This window comes from Staphylococcus sp. EG-SA-18 (assembly GCF_017151825.1).
In the GTDB taxonomy this organism is placed as follows: Bacteria; Bacillota; Bacilli; order Staphylococcales; family Staphylococcaceae; genus Staphylococcus; species Staphylococcus aureus.
This window is the reverse complement of sequence record NZ_JACYVY010000021.1, coordinates 1-18,382: the sequence shown is the minus strand read 5'-3', so window position 1 is coordinate 18,382 and position 18,382 is coordinate 1. Positions and strand designations below refer to the sequence as shown.

Below are 18,382 nucleotides of genomic sequence, written 5' to 3'. Positions count from 1 at the left end.
AAGGAGTCCGACAGATGATTGCAAACGAAAACATCCAAGACAAAGCACTAGAGAATTTTAAAGCAAACCAAACTGAAGTAACTGTATTCTTTCTAAACGGTTTCCAAATGAAAGGTGTTATTGAAGAATACGACAAGTATGTCGTAAGCTTAAATTCTCAAGGCAAACAACACTTGATTTACAAACATGCGATCAGCACTTATACAGTAGAAACTGAAGGTCAAGCATCTACTGAAAGTGAAGAATAAGTTGTAATCATATGGGCACGATTTAATGACTCGTGTACATAACGTTTGAAGTATGATAAATAGATATAGAAATAAAGTCATATGTGACATCAATTAAATGATGTTCAAATGACAAGATACAATAGAGGAATGTTTGTAATAAAAACGCTTCATATAAAGGTCGAGTCAATATATGATACGACTTTATATGAAGCGTTTTATTTGCTATGAGCTAGTATATTTTATAATAATTTTTCTATTTCTCTTTCGATTTGAACAGGTTTTTTTTGAGGTGCAAATCGTTTAACAACGTTACCTTCGCGATCCACTAAAAACTTAGTGAAATTCCATTTGATTTTCTCATTAAAGAATCCGTGTTGTGCCGCAGTCAAATATCTAAATAAAGGTAATTGATGTTCCCCTTTTACGTCTATTTTTTGATGCATAGGGAAGGTAACACCATAGTTTAATTTACAGTTTTGAGCTGCTTCTTCGCCTGATCCAGGTTCTTGGCCACCAAATTGATTACAAGGGAAACCTAGAATTACAAACCCTTGATCTTTGTATTTCTCGTATAATGATTGCAAACCTTCAAATTGTGAAGTAAAGCCACATTCGCTAGCTGTATTAACAATTAGCATAACGTCACCCTTATATGCATCTAATTTGTAAGTAACACCTTTATTTGTTTCTACTACAAAATCATAAATTGTCTCCATTGAATCATCCTTTCGATTTACTTAAAATGTACCATAAAATCGTGTAATAGTCTTTACTAAAACTCTATGATAGAATACTTTGAGTAGGATTTTATTAAGGAGATGTATAACATGGCTCAGCAACAAATTCATGATACTAAAAATAAACTAGAAAAAGCTGTCTTAGTCGGTGTACATGCTCAAGATGATAAGCAATTTAATTTTGAGTCTACAATGGAGGAATTATCATCTTTATCAGAGACTTGCCAACTTGAAGTGTTGGGTCAAATTACTCAAAACAGAGATCGTGTAGATCGCAAATATTATGTTGGTAAAGGTAAAATGGAAGAAATTCAAGCATTTATTGAGTTCAAAGATATTGATGTAGTCATCACGAATGATGAATTAACGACTGCACAATCCAAATCACTAAATGAAGCTTTAGGTGTAAAAATTATTGATAGAACTCAGTTGATTCTTGAAATATTTGCATTAAGAGCAAGAAGTAAAGAAGGTAAATTGCAAGTAGAGCTAGCACAACTTGATTATTTATTACCTAGATTGCAAGGCCATGGTAAAAGTCTTTCTCGTTTAGGTGGCGGTATTGGAACTAGAGGCCCTGGTGAAACGAAGTTAGAGATGGATCGCAGACATATTCGAACTCGTATGAATGAAATTAAACATCAATTGCGGACGGTAGAAGAACATCGCGAAAGATATCGAAATAAAAGAAATCAAAATCAGGTGTTTCAAGTAGCTTTAGTTGGTTATACAAATGCTGGTAAATCATCATGGTTTAATGTTTTAGCAAATGAAGAGACATATGAAAAAGATCAATTATTTGCAACGTTAGATCCTAAAACACGACAAATTCAAATAAATGATGGATTTAATTTAATTATTTCAGATACTGTTGGTTTTATACAGAAACTACCTACGACGTTAATTGCAGCTTTTAAATCAACTTTAGAAGAGGCTAAAGGTGCAGATTTATTAGTACATGTCGTAGATAGTAGCCATCCTGAATACCGTACGCAGTATGACACAGTTAATGATTTAATCAAACAATTAGATATGAGTCATATTTCTCAAATAGTTATTTTTAATAAAAAGGACTTATGTGATCATGCATCAAATTGTCCAGCAAGTGATTTGCCTAATGTTTTTGTTTCTTCTAAAAATGATGGTGATAAATTACTTGTTAAGACGTTATTTATTGATGAAATCAAAAGGCAATTAACTTATTATGATGAGACAATTGCGACGAATAATGCAGATCGATTATATTTTCTAAAACAACATACATTAGTGACTGAACTTAAATATGATGAAATTGAAAATGTTTATCGTATAAAAGGATTTAAAAAATAATAAAAGGACGAAATTCAAATGAAAGATATAAGTAAGATAGTAGCTGACGTCGAATCAACGTTAGCACCATATTTTAAAGAAATTGAAGAAACAGCATATATTAATCAAGAAAAAGTATTAAATGCATTTCATCATGTCAAAGCAACCGAAAGTGATCTACAAGGATCAACAGGATACGGATATGATGATTTTGGACGTGATCATTTAGAAGAAATATATGCGCAGGCATTTAAAGCAGAAGATGCAATTGTTCGTCCGCAAATTATTTCAGGTACGCATGCGATTACTATTGCATTACAAAGTTTATTAAAACATGGTGATGAATTAATTTATATAACGGGAAGTCCATATGACACTTTACTTGAAGTCATTGGTGTAAACGGAAATGGTATTGAAAGTTTAATGGAGCACGGTGTATCGTATAAAGATATTGCACTTAAAGAAGGTAAGATCGATATTGAAAGTGTGTTAGATGGGGTTTCTGAGCGTACCAAAGTAATAGCGATTCAACGTTCGAAAGGCTATGATCAAAGACCTTCAATTCCTCTAGATGAAATTGAACAGGTGATTACTAGGTTGAAAGAAGTGCATCCTAATATTTTAATATTTGTGGATAACTGTTATGGGGAATTTGTTGAAAGACGTGAACCTATAGAATGTGGTGCCGATTTAATAGCAGGATCATTAATTAAAAACCCTGGCGGTGGTTTAGCTAAGATTGGTGGATACATTGCTGGTAGAAAAGATTTAATTGAACGATGTGGTTATAGATTGACAGCACCTGGTATTGGTAAAGAAGCAGGTGCATCATTAAATGCATTGCTTGAAATGTATCAAGGTTTCTTTTTAGCACCACATGTTGTCAGTCAGAGTCTTAAAGGGGCATTGTTTACTAGTTTATTTTTAGAAAAAATGAATATGAACACAACGCCGAAGTACTACGAAAAACGAACTGATTTAATTCAAACAGTTAAATTTAAAACGAAAGAACAAATGATTTCATTTTGTCAAAGTATTCAACACGCATCCCCAATTAATGCACATTTTAGTCCAGAACCGAGTTATATGCCTGGTTACGAAGATGATGTTATTATGGCTGCTGGTACGTTTATTCAAGGTTCATCGATTGAATTATCTGCAGATGGACCTATTCGTCCTCCTTATGAAGCATATGTTCAAGGAGGATTAACATATGAACACGTTAAAATTGCTGTGACAAGAGCTGTTAATCAGTTGAAAGAACAAGGACTTATATAATAGATTAAATTTCACCCTAAATGATAATGTGTTTTGGGTGAAATTTTTTTGCGGAGATTTATCAGATTATTTTTAAAAATTGAAAAAATATTTTAGCTGTAGATTGTTTTATGGCGTTTTAAAGGTCAAAATTGCAGTTATATCAATGTTTTGAGCTTTATGTCAGAAAACCTGACATATTTTTGAAATCCTAAAAAAATTATGATAAGTTATTAACAAGTTCAAAAGTAGAGGAGAGGAACAATGATATCGAATGATGCAATCAGACGAAATATGGCTGTCTTCTCTATGAGTGTAGTAAGTAAGTTAACGGATTTAACGCCAAGGCAAATACGTTACTATGAAACACATGAACTCATCAAACCTGAAAGAACAGAAGGTCAAAAACGTCTGTTCTCACTCAATGATTTGGAAAGATTACTAGAAATTAAATCATTATTAGAAAAAGGATTTAATATCAAAGGGATTAAACAAATCATTTATGACTCACAAGAGCATTTAACAACAGATGAACAAGAGATAAGAAAAAAGATGATTGTAGATGCCACGCAAAAGCCTATTGGAGAAACTTTGCCAATAAATCGTGGTGATTTATCCCGATTTATTAAATAAAATTTGGAGGATTTTAAAATGCCAAAACGTACTTTCACTAAAGACGACATTCGTAAATTTGCAGAAGAGGAAAATGTAAGATATTTAAGATTACAATTCACTGATATTTTAGGAACAATTAAAAATGTTGAAGTGCCTGTAAGCCAATTAGAAAAAGTACTTGATAACGAAATGATGTTTGACGGTTCTTCTATCGAAGGTTTCGTACGTATCGAAGAATCAGATATGTACTTACATCCAGATTTAGATACTTGGGTAATCTTCCCATGGACTGCTGGACAAGGTAAAGTTGCACGTTTAATTTGTGATGTATATAAAACAGATGGAACACCATTTGAAGGGGATCCTCGTGCAAACTTAAAACGTGTATTAAAAGAAATGGAAGATTTAGGCTTCACAGACTTTAACCTAGGGCCTGAACCAGAATTCTTCTTGTTTAAGTTGGATGAAAAAGGGGAACCAACTTTAGAACTTAATGATGATGGTGGATATTTCGATTTAGCACCTACAGATTTAGGTGAAAACTGTCGTCGTGATATTGTTTTAGAATTAGAGGATATGGGCTTCGATATTGAAGCTAGTCACCATGAAGTTGCCCCTGGTCAACATGAAATTGACTTTAAATATGCAGATGCTGTTACAGCATGTGATAATATCCAAACATTTAAATTGGTTGTTAAAACAATCGCACGTAAACATAATTTACACGCAACATTTATGCCTAAACCATTATTTGGTGTGAATGGTAGCGGTATGCACTTTAACGTTTCATTATTCAAAGGTAAAGAAAATGCATTCTTTGATCCGAATACTGAAATGGGCTTAACAGAAACAGCTTACCAATTCACAGCTGGTGTACTTAAAAACGCACGTGGATTTACAGCGGTATGTAACCCATTAGTAAACTCATACAAACGTTTAGTTCCTGGTTATGAAGCACCATGTTATATTGCATGGAGCGGTAAAAACCGTTCACCGTTAATCCGTGTACCATCTTCAAGAGGATTATCAACTCGTATTGAAGTACGTTCAGTTGACCCAGCTGCGAACCCATATATGGCGTTAGCTGCAATTTTAGAAGCTGGTTTAGACGGTATTAAAAATAAATTAAAAGTTCCAGAACCTGTTAACCAAAATATTTACGAAATGAATCGTGAAGAACGTGAAGCAGTAGGCATTCAAGACTTACCTTCAACACTTTACACAGCATTAAAAGCAATGCGTGAAAATGAAGTTATAAAAAAAGCTTTAGGAAATCATATCTATAATCAATTTATTAATTCAAAATCAATTGAATGGGATTACTACAGAACTCAAGTATCTGAATGGGAAAGAGATCAGTACATGAAGCAATATTAATACGCTAAACAATGATGGGAAATCAGTAATATCAAGGGCTAGAGCGTTTTGCTTTAGCTCTTTTTTGATTTAACTGGGCAACTTTTTTGGGTGTAAAATGTGCCTTTTGTTACGATTGGGCAACTTTTGGTCAAGTTTTGGTCAAGTAAATGTTTTGTGTATTTATTTTTTTAAAGCTGGGGAAGACCATTTTATATTTTAGTTCACATGAATTTTAATATATTTGGAGGTGATGAGATGAGGCGATAAAAGAACGTCGCGAAAACGTTGAGTATTACTTGAAAATAGCCATATCATATTACTTCTCATCGAATTCATTTGCAGAACGTTCTAAGGTAAGACGCCGAAAAGAGGGACCTTACTACTCATTATTAAGGGGGTAATACTATATGAAAAGAGAAACAAAACAAAAAATATCTTTTTGTTTATCGATCGGTATTTTCATTTTAGTTATACTACTATTGATATTCTAAAAAATTAAAAATTTCGCCTCATCTAATTTATGAATTGCTATGATGAAATATTCAATACAATCAAAAAATTGATAGAAAACAAAGAGATATCAAGTTATCAAATTAATAAAGATACTGGGATAAGTTACGGTAATATTAATGCTATGCGCCGTGGGGAAAGAAGAATAGAAAATTTAAGCTTAAAGAATGCAAAGATCTTATATGAATATGCGAAAAAGGTATTGTAATATAAGCATTGAGTTCAATAGGCATACAATAACTGCCCAAACTAGTGACTGAGTGGGTGTTTTTATAGTATTAAAAGTTTTCTAAAAGTGAAAGAAATCATGTTTAGTGATTTACTTATGTTTTTTAAAATAGTATAATAATTTTATATAATATATAGAACTTCAGTATACCTTTTGAGTATATATGGAGTTCTTTCTTTTTTACAAGATGTATATGTATAAATGGAAATGTTTATTACATTACATAAAAACCTTTAGGTGCTCTTAGATGGATGTTAATCATAAAAAAAGAGATTTTGAAAAATATAGGCTATTATAATTTAGAATTACAAATTATAAATCTTGCCAGTGGATATGGGAGTTCAACATGTCACTTACCCCAATTTGTGGAATGTTAAATAACTATAAAGAGGAAAGGAGAAAAAATGATAAGAATGGTTAAAGAAAAAGAACGAATAGCAAAATTAAATTTCGAATAGCTGTGACGAGCTTAATAATTCAAGTACTTTATTTTATCAAATCGTTCTTTTAAAAAGGTAAAGGGCAAAAGACCTTTACCACATTAAATAGGGAGGTGGTATTTATGACAAGAGAATTAAGGAAAAAATTAACTCTCTATCTTAACATTGCAACTTTAATATTATTTATTATTAATTTAACTAGAAAAAAATAAACTATTCTTTCAATTTGACAAAAATTATGAACCAGTTTAAAGAAATTTATAATACAATAGAAAAATTACTAAATGATAAATCAATATCTAATTATAGAATTAATCAAGACACTGGTGTTTCTTATGGTGGTATAAGTGAATTAAGAAGCGGGAAAAGAAAAGTGAATAATTTAACTTTAGAAACAGCGGAAAAACTCTATAATTACCAAAAACAATTAGAAATAATGATTTAAGATTAAAATAAGACCATATCTTTTGAAATATCATGGAGTGAGCCTTTTAAATCATCTAATTTTAAAATATATTAAATATGGATAGCTTAATGTGAATATAAATAAAAAATTATCAAATAATATAGAATATATGAAGACAAGAAATTTTATCAATATATAATAAAAAACGCCAATACTATTAGGTATTAGTTTATGAATTAACTAGTTTGGCAACTACAAAGAAACAATGTATTGCTAAACGTAGTTACTGCATTAGGATTATTATAATTATAAATAGAAAGAGAGTGTGATTAATAATGAATGAGATTGAAACTATTATAAGTGAAATAGAAAAGTTATTAACTAACAATACACCATATAGTATTTCAAAAAACTCAGGTGTACCACGTCAAACAGTTACTGATTTAAAGGTAGGTAAAACTAAAATAAAAGAAGCTAAATTTAAAACGATAATCAAGTTATATGAATATCAAAGAACATTAGAAAATAAAACAGAATGTTAACAAAAATATTTTGTTAGGTTAGGTGGACAAGAAATTAAATTTCTAATGATTTCATGGTTGTCTGTCCACGTTTTGTCCACCTCAATAAGATAATCTCTTAGTTTTAGAAATTGTACATGGTTAAATAATCAAAAATGCATATTATGAAATTATCATTGCCATTAAATCTTGAATGATCTTTAAGCGATGATATAAAAGGCTGAACACAGTAAATAAGTTAACTTTAATGCAGTATTCTATACTATACATATTTTGTAATAATGTTTATGCACATAATTTTTCATTGACAATTTTTTATATTAAATTGTGTAATTGGCATATATGATGATTTGTGATAATTATATTGTAATATAGCATTTGGTTTTATGATTCTAAAATTAATAGATTTGAAAAGTATACTTTATTTCATGAAAGTTTTTGGTACATTTATTTGAAAATGTTTTTATTACAAAGTTACATGGCTAAATGTTTCTTAACAAAATTAATTTTTCGAGTGTAAAGAATCGTGTGGTAAACATAATTTATATAGATTATAAGGAGGTGAAAATGGTCGAGGAAGTTAAAACGATAAAATAGTTTGAATGTTTTGATTTCAATTCTGGTAGGACTATTGAATTTGCAATCTAATAAGAATGTGAGGTTTGATTTAATATGAAGTCATATTCTTTGAATAAAATATTACTTTCTCACCATTAGTAAAATGAAGATGACTATTAAAGTGCGAAAAACAAATAAAAAAGAGAAAATAGAATTTTTAATAGGGACGTTTATAATTATTTTAGTAATATTAGGGTTCAAAATTATGAAATAAATGTATAGTATTTGAGAAGTCTATATGACTCCGGAAAAATTAAAGTCTAAAGATATCTCAATATCTCAAATTTAATAGACTACTGGAATTAGTAGTTTGAATATTGAAAGACACTAATCTAATAAAAATACATAAAAGGTTAAACTTTAGAAGTGGTTGTAAACTTCAATGAATACTAAACATTGAAGTTTAGTAAAAGGCGTAAAGTATACAAGACAAATCGTTTATCTTTGACAAAGTAATTGATGATGAAAAGTCGTTAATATGTAGAAACAAAAATTGAAAATATAAAATTTAACTATTATGAAGTGTTGATAGCCATTAATAAATAGAAAAATAATAAAATCATTTATAAATAAAAAATACGTTGAGTTCACAGAATTTCGAAAAAAAGCAGAAAACATGGTACAGATATGGAGATGAAAAAATGTCAGAATACAAGAAAAAAATAATTGAATTAATTGAAAGTAATTTAACAGGATATGAAATTTCTAAAAAACTGGAGTTTCTCAATACGTACTTTCACAATTAAGACAGGGCAAACGCGAAGTAGATAATCTAACCCTGAATACAACAGAAAAATTATATGAATATGCCAATAAAGTTTTGTAATTTAACTAATGTATAAATTAATCAAGCTATGTTTATTTGATTTAACTATTAATAAAAATCATATGGTGAATGGATATTATAATAATTAAAATACAAAAATAGTAGATTCCAATTTGTGAAAAAGGAGTATGTCGTTTCATTTAGAATTTATTGCACGAAATTAGCATCGAATAAGGGAAAATAAGTGTTAAGTTTTAAATGATAAAAAAGATTGGAATGGATCGTCTTGAAATGCTCCCTTCAAAGTTTTCATTTTTTCAATGTCTACTTCGAAGGGGCATTTCCATTATATTGTTATAGCTTTTTATATTTGTATAATGAACATATAAGTTTAAGAAGATGAGAGTGAAGGAAATAAAAAAGCTCAAATGTACCAAATTGTTAATCTTAATAAATCTCTACTTTATAAAGATTGAATGGACATTCGAGCGTTAATCAGTCAGGAGGGAATTTCACTCCTACAATTTAATAATAATACTTGCTTCACCACTGTACAAGGAGTGATTTGTTATGTTCAAAGTGAATTATTCGATTTTAAGTTATTATCCAGAATATAATATCGCAGTAAGTTGGCAACGTTTAAGAGAAGGAAAAACAATAAAAAGCAAGATTTAATACTGCTGCGTCATGAGGCGCTTGAACATTATTTGATGAATAAGTATAATTTCAACTATGATTATGCACATAAAATTGTATCAAAAAAATACGATTATTCAATTTTTATAAAAAAGAAGGTGGATTAAATGCTTACATTAATAAAATTGAAAGAAGATGAACAGGTTATAATATATGAATATATACCTGAAGATGATATAAGTAACGGTAAAGGTTCAGTAACTTTTAATAAAAAAGATGCAGAGGTTATAGATTTCTCATTATCTGAAATAGAAAATGAAGAATATTTTATGTTATATCGTAATAAGTCTTTTTCTGTAGTAAGAGACTTTATCGAGAAGCAAGAATTTCCCGAAAATTATAAAATAGCATGGTATTAATGCATCCTTTCTAGACAGATAAAGAGAAAGTGGTGCTATTTTTATATGCTTTTTTAACTATTTACTGAAATAGCAGAATCACAAAAGTTAACATATTTAAAAGAACTTGGTGAAGATGGCGAATATAAATATGTTGCCAAAATAGATAGTAAAACGTCTAAACTATGTCATTCGCTCAACGGCAAAGTATTTAAAGTTAAAGATATGATACCAGGTGTGAATGCGCCACCTATGCATCCTTGGTGTAGAAGTACCACAGTGCCACATGTTGGCAATTGGTGAGACAAGTTCTTTAAAGAGCGTGAAGGTAAATATCAAGTAGAAGATGACACAACCAAAGATGAATTACAACAAGCTAAAGTATTAGGAAAGAAAATATATATTACTGATCAAGCAATTGATAAAGTCAGATATGTTGATATTCCAACACATACCAAAGAAGAAAATCAATTTATACAAGAACAACATAAAGCCTTGCTTAAAGATGCCAAAGAAAACAATGATAGCAATGAAGTAGCTTATTTATTAAAAGATGGTAAAGTTACAAAAGTATATGGTGATCAAGATAGTGTATCTTTTGCACCAGGGGAAAAAGCAACAGAATTGTTATTTAACAGTAAACCGAATTCAATTGTTATGTTACATAACCATCCTGGGCAGTCTAGTTTTTCTCTTACAGACTTGTATTTATTTATATTTAATAATTCTATTAAAACACTGACAATTGTTACAAATAAAGGTCAAACAAAGTACTTAACTAAGACAAAAGAATATTGCAAATCAACTTGTATTGATTGTATTAAAAAATATAATAAAAATAAGAATATAAAAAAATTCAATCATAAGGATATTGATATGATTCTAAAGAGATTATATAATAGTGGTAACATAATATATAAAGTTAGGTGATTAAAATGTATTTTGCACAGTTAGATGGTGAAATAACTAATAAACAGTCACAAGAATTATTGGATAAAGAATACAAGAAAGCAATAGAATTAGAAAATAAGAATAAAGAACAAAAATTAGAAAAATAGCATCCTTTCTACACAGATAAAGAGAAAGTGGTGCTATTTTTATACACTTTTTTAACCTTCCAATGTGAAGGTTATTTTTTATTGTCCAAAACGTGCTGATGACATTTTAAAAGCAAGTATGGAATATCAGTCGACAGACTATAAACGGAGGTATGTCTCATGGAGAAAAATGAAAGTAATATTACTGACGTAACTCAGAACGAAGAGCAACTAGACAACAGTGATGAACAATCACAACAGAATGAGAAAACATTTTCTCAAGAAGAAGTATCACAATTGATTAAAGAGCGTATAGCTAGAGAACGCAAAAAATCAGATGAACGTATTAAAGATGCGGTTCAAGAAGCTGAGAAGTTAGCTAAAATGAAGTAGCTTATTTATTAAAAGGTGCTAAAGTTACAAAAGTATATGGCGATCAAGATAGTGTATCTTTTGTGCCAGGGTAACAAGCAACCGAATTATTATTTAACAGTAAACCGAATTCAATTGTTATGTTACATAACCATCCTGGACAATCAGGATTTTCATTGAATGGTTTAAAGATGTTTATTGGAAATAAATCTATCCAAACAACGACTATTGTTACTAACTATAGTGTAGTAAAACATATAAGTAAAACTTCATTATATAATCAGTCTCAAGTTTATAAAATTATGAAAGATATAAAACAATCTATAACTATGAGAAATAATGAAGCGATAGTTGATAATATTCTAAAGCAACTTTATAATAAAACATATATAAAACGAAAGGACAAATAGGAGTAATACATTATGTCAATTCAACAATTAGATGGTTACATTTCTATAGAAGATTTTTTTAAGCATATGGATGAATTATCGAAGAAAGAAGAATTAGAAAAAGAAATTAATCAATCAAAGTCTAAATATCAATAGCATCCTTTCTACACAGATAAAGAGAAGGTGGTGCTATTTTTATACGCTTTTTTAACTATTTACTGAAAATGCAGAATCACAAAAGTTAACATATTTAAAAGAACTTGGTGAAGATGGCGAATATAAATATGTTGCCAAAATAGATAGTAAAACATCTAAATTATGTCATTCACTTAACGGAAAAATATTTAAAGTTAAAGATATGATACCAGGTGTGAATGCGCCACCTATGCATCCTTAGTGTAGAAGTACCACAGTGCCACATGTTGGCAGTTGGCGAGACAAGTTCTTTAAAGAGCGTGAAGGTAAATATCAGGTAGAAGTAAAAGAAGCTAAATTACAAGAAAAAGCTAAAAACCAGATGAAAGAAATGATTGAAAGTTGTAAAATAAAAATAGAAATAAATTGTGAAAAACAAAATGGACATATGTTAGGTCATCATCTATATAATGAAAATAAAAAAAGAGCCATTTTAAATAATAAGAAATTGCCTAGCTATACAATACTTTCTATAGATTTATTGAATGAATTGTTAAGAGAAAAAATGTCAACAGGCAATCTAATATTAAGTGATGAGCTATTTGATATGAAAGAGATTATTAATTTTAATCAAATTATTGGAAAAGTACATATCGATAATGTGTATATTGAAACCAGAAAAGGAAAAGTGCATTATTCGAAGACAGGTGCTCATATAGTACCTTATATTGATAAGTAGGTGAAAAGTATTGAGAATTGAAGATGCATATCGTAAAGATGTTATTATCACGCTTTTGAATAATGAAGAATACGAAGGGGTTGTAACTGACTATGAAAATGAATTTGAGAGTGAAACAGGAAATCTTGTTGTAGATATACAGACTGATTTTGCTGTTTATTCGTTTGATGAAACTGAGATAAAAAGTATTAGATTATTAAAATAATTTCTAAATAGCATCCTTTCTACACAGATAAAGATAAAGTGATGCCATTTTTTGCGCTTTTATAACAACTAAGGATACAAGACACATACCTTCAACAAAATCTTCATCTAAACCTATCGATTTCCTAAGTTCAATTTTAAACACAAAGTTTATTTGTAAAGATGCACACCTATAAAAATCTTAATCATCGAAATGTCACAAACATCTCCATATTAAAAACTTAAATAGTGCATTCCATTTAAACTAAACATCGATATTCCTACCAAAATAGATTTAGTAATTCAAATGATATTACATCACTTTCATAAAATAACTACAACCATCATAATACTTTTCAAATCTCGTCAAATTAAAGTAAATACAGCACAAATTAACATTTTTAAATATATAAAATAAAACAAGATACTCAATAATCTGTAGTATCTTGTTTTGGAATGATGTAATTTTATAACATCAACGGCTTCAAATGAGTAGTTTCATATATAAATCAATAAACACAACTACTCAACTGAACTGGCTTAATTAATAAATGATTTGCCAGACGAAATATAACAGCATTATTAGATTAATTCTAATAGTTTATTTAAATTTTCTTCGGTTGTCGCCCAGCTGGTTGCGAATCTAACAACACGATGTTGATCATCGTATTTTTCCCAAACAGCAAATTTAACTTTTTGTTCTAACTCTGCTATTTTCTCGTTACTTAAAATAAAAAATTGTTGATTGGTTGGAGAATCAAAGTAAAGACGATAGCCTTTATTTATAAACCCGTCTTTCATCTTATTTGCCATTTCGATAGCATGTCTGCTTATATTAAAATATAAATTATCCGTAAATAATTCTAAAAATTGTATGCCTGTTAACCGTCCTTTTGCTAAAAGTGCACCGTGATGTTTGATTCGAGTGGTAAATTGTTTCGGTTCATTATTCTTCGTAAAAACAATTGCTTCTCCGCATAATGCACCTATCTTCGTACCACCTATATAAAATACATCACAATATTTAGCGATGTCTTTAATAGTCATATCTGATTGATCACTCATCAATCCATACCCTAATCGTGCACCATCCATAAATAATGGAAGCTGATATTGCTTACATACTTTGCATAACTCTTCCAATTCTGATTTAGAGTATAATGTGCCATATTCTGTAGGATGAGAAATATATACCATTCCTGGGAATACCATATGGTCCTTTTTAAAATCACTTTTAAATGTCTCCATGTAAGTTTCAACATCTGAAGCACTAACTTTTCCTTCCTTAGAGGGTATAGTAATTACTTTATGTCCACTATATTCAATTGCACCGCCCTCATGCACAGCAACATGACCAGTGTCTGCTGAAATAACCCCTTCGTAACTTTCTAACATTGAATTAATAACAACCTGATTGGTTTGCGTTCCACCTACTAAAAAACGGATAGTAGCATTTGGACAATCAATTGTATCTTTAATCTTTTCAATTGCCTGAGCTGTGAATTGATCAAAGCCATATCCCGAAGCTTGTACAAGATTTGTATCTACTAATCGTTTTAATACTTTTTCATGAGCACCTTCTAAATAATCATTTTCAAATGAGATCACTACATTTCCCCCTAAAACTAATATCAGCATTTTAATAAGATAAACTAATTTCAAAACTAGTTCGATATTTAAAATGTATTGTGAATTGTTAAAGTTTGTATCGCATTATCGCGAAGTTGAATAAATATATTATACATCAAACAATACATTAAGAAAATTAATTAATTTTTAATCATAGCGACTTTTCATGCTGGAACACATATATTAATGATTGAATTTTACTGTTAAAAGTTCTATGATTTAGGAAATAGAGAAAAGAGGGGATTTAAATGGAACAAATTAAACTTAAAACTTTTACAGCTGAGACTTTAGAGTTATTAGAAAAAAACATTAATGCTTTTTTAAGTTCTGAAGAAGCTACAAATTTAAAATTAGTAAATATTACTATTAAAGAAATAGAAGAAAGAACATTCCCAAATAATGAAGAAGAATTCAATGCAATTTTAACTTTATCTGTGAATAAATAATATGATGTGAAAGGTGCAAAATGTTTTTTGTGCCTTTCTTTATAGGAGAAAAGACTATGCGATATACATTTTCAAATGATTTAGGAACACTTTTTACCATTATTTTAGCCATTGGATTCATCATTAATTTAGTATTGGCTTTTATTATTATCTTTTTAGAAAGAAATAGACGTACAGCGAGTTCAACTTGGGCATGGCTATTTGTACTTTTTGTCTTACCATTGATTGGTTTTATTCTTTACTTGTTTTTTGGTAGAACCGTTTCGGCACGTAAATTGAATAAAAACAATGGTAAGGTGTTAACGGATTTCGATGGACTTTTAAAACAACAAATAGAAAGCTTTGATAAAGGTAATTATGGTACTGATAACAAACAAGTTCAAAAACATCATGATTTAGTACGTATGCTTTTGATGGATCAAGATGGTTTTTTAACTGAAAATAATAAAGTTGATCATTTCATTGATGGAAATGATTTATATGATCAAGTTTTACAAGATATTAAAAATGCTAAAGAATACATCCATTTAGAGTATTATACATTCGCTCTAGATGGCTTGGGCCAAAGAATTTTAAAAGCGTTAGAAGAGAAATTGAAACAAGGTCTAGAAGTGAAAATTTTATATGATGACGTTGGTTCAAAGAAAGTTAAGATGGCTAATTTTGATCATTTTAAATCGTTAGGTGGAGAAGTTGAAGCATTTTTTGCTTCTAAATTACCGTTATTGAATTTCAGAATGAATAACAGAAATCATAGAAAAATCATCGTAATCGATGGTCAACTAGGTTATGTCGGAGGATTTAACATTGGTGATGAATATCTAGGATTAGGTAAACTAGGGTATTGGAGAGATACGCATTTACGTATACAAGGGGATGCGGTTGATGCACTGCAGTTGCGATTTATTTTAGACTGGAATTCGCAAGCGCACCGTCCACAGTTTGAATATGATGTTAAGTATTTCCCTAAAAAGAACGGACCATTGGGCAATTCACCAATTCAAATAGCTGCAAGTGGTCCGGCTAGTGACTGGCATCAAATTGAATATGGTTATACAAAAATGATTATGAGCGCTAAGAAGTCGGTATATTTGCAATCGCCTTATTTCATTCCGGATAACTCATATATAAATGCCATTAAAATTGCAGCTAAATCAGGGGTAGATGTTCATCTAATGATTCCATGTAAGCCAGATCATCCTTTAGTTTATTGGGCGACATATTCAAATGCTTCAGATTTACTATCTAGTGGCGTAAAAATTTACACGTATGAAAATGGATTTATACATTCTAAAATGTGTTTAATAGATGATGAAATGGTTTCAGTCGGAACTGCTAATATGGACTTTAGAAGTTTTGAATTGAATTTCGAAGTCAATGCTTTTGTATATGATGAAAAGCTTGCTAAAGATTTAAGGGTGGCTTATGAACATGATATTACAAAATCAAAACAACTAACCAAAGAATCATATGCCAATAGACCGCTGTCTGTTAAGTTTAAAGAATCGTTAGCTAAATTAGTTTCGCCAATTTTATAATTTATTTGTAAGGAGTCTCGATTATAGAGGCTCTTTTTATTTTGCCCAAAATTAAAATAACGATAAATATATTATGTGAACCTAATAATGACATTTGTCATTTCAAATCTATGACAAAGTGTTCTATTTTAAATCTAATAAATTTACTAATATTAAATTAAGGAAAAAATAGAGGTGATTAAATTGATTCAAATATCTAATATCAACAAGTCATTTAATAAAAGATGTGTTCTAAAAAATATTTCGTTCGATATTGAACAAGGTAAATGTATCGCTTTAATTGGAAAAAATGGTGCTGGAAAGTCAACGTTAATTGATATATTAATTGGTAATGTTAATGCTAATTCTGGTGAGATATTTGATAAAGACAAGTTATTACAAAGTGAAAATCGCAGTATAATGTTCCAAAAAACGATGTTTCCAGATCAATTAAAAGTTATTGAGATTATCAACTTATATCAATCATTTTACGAAAATCCATTACCATTGGAAGAAATAATAGAACTGACGAAATTTGATTCTAGTCAACTGAACCAATTTGTAAATAAACTTTCTGGTGGTCAACAACGATTACTCGATTTTGTATTATCTTTAATCGGACAACCACAATTGATCTTATTAGATGAACCAACATCGACTATGGATATAGAAATTAGAGAATATTTTTGGTCAATTATTGAAAATTTAAAAGAAGATAATCGAACGATACTCTATACATCGCACTATATTGAAGAAGTCGAACGTATGTCAGACAAAATTATTCTCATTGAAAATGGAGAAATAATACTTAATGATTCAACGTCACATATTAGAACCAATCAGCAATCTCAGATTACGTTATCCGATGAATATATAAGAAAGTTAAAACTAGATAAAGATGATTTAGTTATTCAAAAAAATCATAATGGCACTATCAAAATTATTACTTCAAATGTAAATGATACGATTTTATATCTTCAACAACTTCATATTAATTTGGATGATATTGAAATACAAAAAGTCTCAATTGTTGATTCATACTTCAACAATAAAAAGCAAAGGGGATCTAATTATGATACTAAGTTACTTGAAAATCGAATTTAAAGTTATAATGCGTAAAAAAACAACATTAATATTATCTATTTTATTTCCTGTTATATTCTATATATTATTTACTTCGATATTGGAATTGCCGGAAGATGTTAAACCTAAATTTTATAAAGAGTATATGTATAGTATGACGGTTTATAGTTTGTTAAGTTTTAGTTTACTAACTTTTCCATTAGATATTATTAATGAAAAACAAAATGAATGGCGCCAAAGATTAATGGTAACACCATTTACTTTTACTAGTTATTATATTTCAAAAGTAGTGAAAACTATGCTGCAATTTGCAATAGCGATATTAGTTATTTTTATGGTTGGACATTTTTATAAAGGTGTTGCAATGAGTGCAGTTCAATGGTTAGAGTCAGGAATATTTTTATGGTTAGGTGCGTCTCTATTAATAACTTTTGGCATATTATTTTCTTTGTTAAATGATATTCAAAAAACAAGTGCTTTAGCTAATATCGTAACAATTGGTTTAGCAGTATTAGGTGGATTGTGGTTTCCGATAAACACATTTCCAAATTGGCTTCAACATGTTGCTCATGTTTTACCGAGCTATCATTTGCGTAAACTAGGTGTAGATATTGCTTCAAATCATCATATCAATTTAATATCATTTGCTATAATACTCTTGTATGCTTTAGGGAGTATATTAGCAGTATATTGTATTAGTCATTTTAAAAGGGCGGAATAAAATATGAAATTTTTAAAAGATACTTCAATTGCTGAAATATCGTCTATACTTTATCTGATTTTTCCTATTGCCGGTATATTTTTTAATGAAGTATATGGTCC

General features: G+C 29.5%; 24 protein-coding genes and 3 pseudogenes. 25 read left to right on the top strand and 2 right to left on the bottom strand.

Annotation, left to right across the window (positions count from 1 at the left end; genetic code table 11):
• The first annotated feature begins 14 nt into the window (after nt 1-14).
• The gene (hfq, locus tag IDG66_RS06430) at nt 15-248 is read left to right on the top strand and encodes an RNA chaperone Hfq (RefSeq protein WP_000561358.1); all 234 of its coding nucleotides are present in this window, start codon (nt 15-17) and stop codon (nt 246-248) included.
• A 221-nt stretch (nt 249-469) separates the two neighbouring features.
• Here the strand turns inward: hfq and IDG66_RS06425 are convergent, their stop codons facing one another.
• Complete coding sequence (locus tag IDG66_RS06425) at nt 470-946, bottom strand: glutathione peroxidase (protein WP_000448078.1); 477 nt, start codon at nt 944-946, stop codon at nt 470-472.
• Between the two features lie 111 nt (nt 947-1,057).
• Here IDG66_RS06425 and hflX point away from each other — a divergent pair, with 111 nt between their 5' ends.
• The 19 genes and pseudogenes from hflX (at nt 1,058) to IDG66_RS06340 (ending at nt 12,907) form a co-directional block, all read left to right on the top strand.
• Nucleotides 1,058-2,296 carry a GTPase HflX gene (gene hflX / locus IDG66_RS06420; protein ID WP_000068628.1) on the top strand — a complete coding sequence of 413 codons (1,239 nt, stop codon included), beginning with the start codon at nt 1,058-1,060 and terminating at the stop codon, nt 2,294-2,296.
• 18 nt (nt 2,297-2,314) lie between these two features.
• On the top strand, nt 2,315-3,553 hold the full coding sequence (locus IDG66_RS06415; protein ID WP_000652052.1) for a methionine gamma-lyase family protein: 1,239 nt from the start codon (nt 2,315-2,317) through the stop codon (nt 3,551-3,553).
• Between the two features lie 243 nt (nt 3,554-3,796).
• Entirely contained in the window at nt 3,797-4,165 is a 369-nt protein-coding gene (locus IDG66_RS06410; RefSeq protein WP_000624945.1) for a MerR family transcriptional regulator, read from the top strand.
• An 18-nt stretch (nt 4,166-4,183) separates the two neighbouring features.
• Nucleotides 4,184-5,524 carry a type I glutamate--ammonia ligase gene (gene glnA, locus IDG66_RS06405; protein ID WP_001126603.1) on the top strand — a complete coding sequence of 447 codons (1,341 nt, stop codon included), beginning with the start codon at nt 4,184-4,186 and terminating at the stop codon, nt 5,522-5,524.
• Between the two features lie 502 nt (nt 5,525-6,026).
• Entirely contained in the window at nt 6,027-6,224 is a 198-nt protein-coding gene (locus IDG66_RS06400; protein ID WP_001793526.1) for a helix-turn-helix domain-containing protein, read from the top strand.
• Between the two features lie 687 nt (nt 6,225-6,911).
• Nucleotides 6,912-7,130: a helix-turn-helix domain-containing protein gene (locus IDG66_RS06395; protein ID WP_075111596.1), complete on the top strand. Its 219-nt coding sequence runs from the start codon at nt 6,912-6,914 to the stop codon at nt 7,128-7,130.
• 296 nt (nt 7,131-7,426) lie between these two features.
• Nucleotides 7,427-7,633 (top strand): hypothetical protein, encoded by a 207-nt coding sequence (locus IDG66_RS06390; protein WP_001002340.1) that lies wholly within the window; start codon nt 7,427-7,429, stop codon nt 7,631-7,633.
• Nucleotides 7,634-8,333: 700 nt separating this feature from the next.
• Nucleotides 8,334-8,444, top strand: a complete 111-nt coding sequence (locus IDG66_RS06385; RefSeq protein WP_001788716.1) for a hypothetical protein — start codon at nt 8,334-8,336, stop codon at nt 8,442-8,444.
• Nucleotides 8,445-8,871: 427 nt separating this feature from the next.
• Nucleotides 8,872-9,056 (top strand): annotated as a pseudogene (locus IDG66_RS06380) (hypothetical protein).
• A gap of 510 nt (nt 9,057-9,566) precedes the next feature.
• Nucleotides 9,567-9,671: a hypothetical protein gene (locus tag IDG66_RS06375; RefSeq protein WP_000477493.1), complete on the top strand. Its 105-nt coding sequence runs from the start codon at nt 9,567-9,569 to the stop codon at nt 9,669-9,671.
• A 128-nt stretch (nt 9,672-9,799) separates the two neighbouring features.
• Complete coding sequence (locus IDG66_RS06370) at nt 9,800-10,051, top strand: hypothetical protein (protein WP_000956747.1); 252 nt, start codon at nt 9,800-9,802, stop codon at nt 10,049-10,051.
• Between the two features lie 72 nt (nt 10,052-10,123).
• Nucleotides 10,124-10,330, top strand: a pseudogene (locus IDG66_RS14165) (minor capsid protein); the annotation flags it as partial.
• A 195-nt stretch (nt 10,331-10,525) separates the two neighbouring features.
• A complete protein-coding gene (locus IDG66_RS14160) occupies nt 10,526-10,960 on the top strand; it encodes a hypothetical protein (protein WP_000910096.1) in 435 nt (144 codons plus the stop codon).
• Nucleotides 10,961-10,965: 5 nt separating this feature from the next.
• The gene (locus IDG66_RS14255; protein WP_000273438.1) at nt 10,966-11,088 is read left to right on the top strand and encodes a hypothetical protein; all 123 of its coding nucleotides are present in this window, start codon (nt 10,966-10,968) and stop codon (nt 11,086-11,088) included.
• Between the two features lie 64 nt (nt 11,089-11,152).
• Nucleotides 11,153-11,281 (top strand): hypothetical protein, encoded by a 129-nt coding sequence (locus IDG66_RS06360; RefSeq protein ID WP_031835011.1) that lies wholly within the window; start codon nt 11,153-11,155, stop codon nt 11,279-11,281.
• The gene (locus tag IDG66_RS06355; protein ID WP_001566611.1) at nt 11,248-11,460 is read left to right on the top strand and encodes a hypothetical protein; all 213 of its coding nucleotides are present in this window, start codon (nt 11,248-11,250) and stop codon (nt 11,458-11,460) included. The genes IDG66_RS06360 and IDG66_RS06355 overlap by 34 nt, the downstream gene beginning before the upstream one ends.
• 401 nt (nt 11,461-11,861) lie before the next feature.
• Nucleotides 11,862-11,984 (top strand): hypothetical protein, encoded by a 123-nt coding sequence (locus IDG66_RS14250; protein WP_000027399.1) that lies wholly within the window; start codon nt 11,862-11,864, stop codon nt 11,982-11,984.
• A gap of 70 nt (nt 11,985-12,054) precedes the next feature.
• A pseudogene (locus IDG66_RS06345) lies at nt 12,055-12,702 on the top strand (minor capsid protein); the annotation flags it as partial.
• A gap of 10 nt (nt 12,703-12,712) precedes the next feature.
• The gene (locus IDG66_RS06340) at nt 12,713-12,907 is read left to right on the top strand and encodes a hypothetical protein (protein ID WP_001217300.1); all 195 of its coding nucleotides are present in this window, start codon (nt 12,713-12,715) and stop codon (nt 12,905-12,907) included.
• A gap of 560 nt (nt 12,908-13,467) precedes the next feature.
• Here IDG66_RS06340 and IDG66_RS06335 read toward each other — a convergent pair.
• Nucleotides 13,468-14,493: a threonine aldolase family protein gene (locus IDG66_RS06335; protein WP_000622698.1), complete on the bottom strand. Its 1,026-nt coding sequence runs from the start codon at nt 14,491-14,493 to the stop codon at nt 13,468-13,470.
• 269 nt (nt 14,494-14,762) lie between these two features.
• On the opposite strand from IDG66_RS06335, the gene IDG66_RS06330 reads away from it, so the two are divergent.
• The 5 genes from IDG66_RS06330 to IDG66_RS14155 form a co-directional block, all read left to right on the top strand.
• Nucleotides 14,763-14,960 carry a hypothetical protein gene (locus IDG66_RS06330; RefSeq protein ID WP_000435068.1) on the top strand — a complete coding sequence of 66 codons (198 nt, stop codon included), beginning with the start codon at nt 14,763-14,765 and terminating at the stop codon, nt 14,958-14,960.
• A gap of 56 nt (nt 14,961-15,016) precedes the next feature.
• A complete protein-coding gene (gene cls / locus IDG66_RS06325) occupies nt 15,017-16,498 on the top strand; it encodes a cardiolipin synthase (RefSeq protein WP_001270813.1) in 1,482 nt (493 codons plus the stop codon).
• Between the two features lie 174 nt (nt 16,499-16,672).
• On the top strand, nt 16,673-17,581 hold the full coding sequence (locus tag IDG66_RS06320; protein WP_000593436.1) for an ABC transporter ATP-binding protein: 909 nt from the start codon (nt 16,673-16,675) through the stop codon (nt 17,579-17,581).
• Nucleotides 17,550-18,281, top strand: a complete 732-nt coding sequence (locus tag IDG66_RS06315; protein ID WP_000603969.1) for an ABC transporter permease — start codon at nt 17,550-17,552, stop codon at nt 18,279-18,281. The genes IDG66_RS06320 and IDG66_RS06315 overlap by 32 nt, the downstream gene beginning before the upstream one ends.
• 3 nt (nt 18,282-18,284) lie before the next feature.
• The coding region (locus tag IDG66_RS14155) for a hypothetical protein (protein WP_241010453.1) at nt 18,285-18,382 on the top strand (98 nt) is incomplete at its 3' end.

Coding starts and splice junctions, on each gene's coding strand:
- hfq (WP_000561358.1), top strand. CDS start 15: ATGATTGCAAACGAAAACATCCAAGACAAAGCACTAGAGAATTTTAAA.
- IDG66_RS06425 (WP_000448078.1), bottom strand. CDS start 946: ATGGAGACAATTTATGATTTTGTAGTAGAAACAAATAAAGGTGTTACT.
- hflX (WP_000068628.1), top strand. CDS start 1,058: ATGGCTCAGCAACAAATTCATGATACTAAAAATAAACTAGAAAAAGCT.
- IDG66_RS06415 (WP_000652052.1), top strand. CDS start 2,315: ATGAAAGATATAAGTAAGATAGTAGCTGACGTCGAATCAACGTTAGCA.
- IDG66_RS06410 (WP_000624945.1), top strand. CDS start 3,797: ATGATATCGAATGATGCAATCAGACGAAATATGGCTGTCTTCTCTATG.
- glnA (WP_001126603.1), top strand. CDS start 4,184: ATGCCAAAACGTACTTTCACTAAAGACGACATTCGTAAATTTGCAGAA.
- IDG66_RS06400 (WP_001793526.1), top strand. CDS start 6,027: ATGAATTGCTATGATGAAATATTCAATACAATCAAAAAATTGATAGAA.
- IDG66_RS06390 (WP_001002340.1), top strand. CDS start 7,427: ATGAATGAGATTGAAACTATTATAAGTGAAATAGAAAAGTTATTAACT.
- IDG66_RS06385 (WP_001788716.1), top strand. CDS start 8,334: ATGAAGATGACTATTAAAGTGCGAAAAACAAATAAAAAAGAGAAAATA.
- IDG66_RS06375 (WP_000477493.1), top strand. CDS start 9,567: ATGTTCAAAGTGAATTATTCGATTTTAAGTTATTATCCAGAATATAAT.
- IDG66_RS06370 (WP_000956747.1), top strand. CDS start 9,800: ATGCTTACATTAATAAAATTGAAAGAAGATGAACAGGTTATAATATAT.
- IDG66_RS14255 (WP_000273438.1), top strand. CDS start 10,966: ATGTATTTTGCACAGTTAGATGGTGAAATAACTAATAAACAGTCACAA.
- IDG66_RS06355 (WP_001566611.1), top strand. CDS start 11,248: ATGGAGAAAAATGAAAGTAATATTACTGACGTAACTCAGAACGAAGAG.
- IDG66_RS14250 (WP_000027399.1), top strand. CDS start 11,862: ATGTCAATTCAACAATTAGATGGTTACATTTCTATAGAAGATTTTTTT.
- IDG66_RS06330 (WP_000435068.1), top strand. CDS start 14,763: ATGGAACAAATTAAACTTAAAACTTTTACAGCTGAGACTTTAGAGTTA.
- cls (WP_001270813.1), top strand. CDS start 15,017: ATGCGATATACATTTTCAAATGATTTAGGAACACTTTTTACCATTATT.
- IDG66_RS06315 (WP_000603969.1), top strand. CDS start 17,550: ATGATACTAAGTTACTTGAAAATCGAATTTAAAGTTATAATGCGTAAA.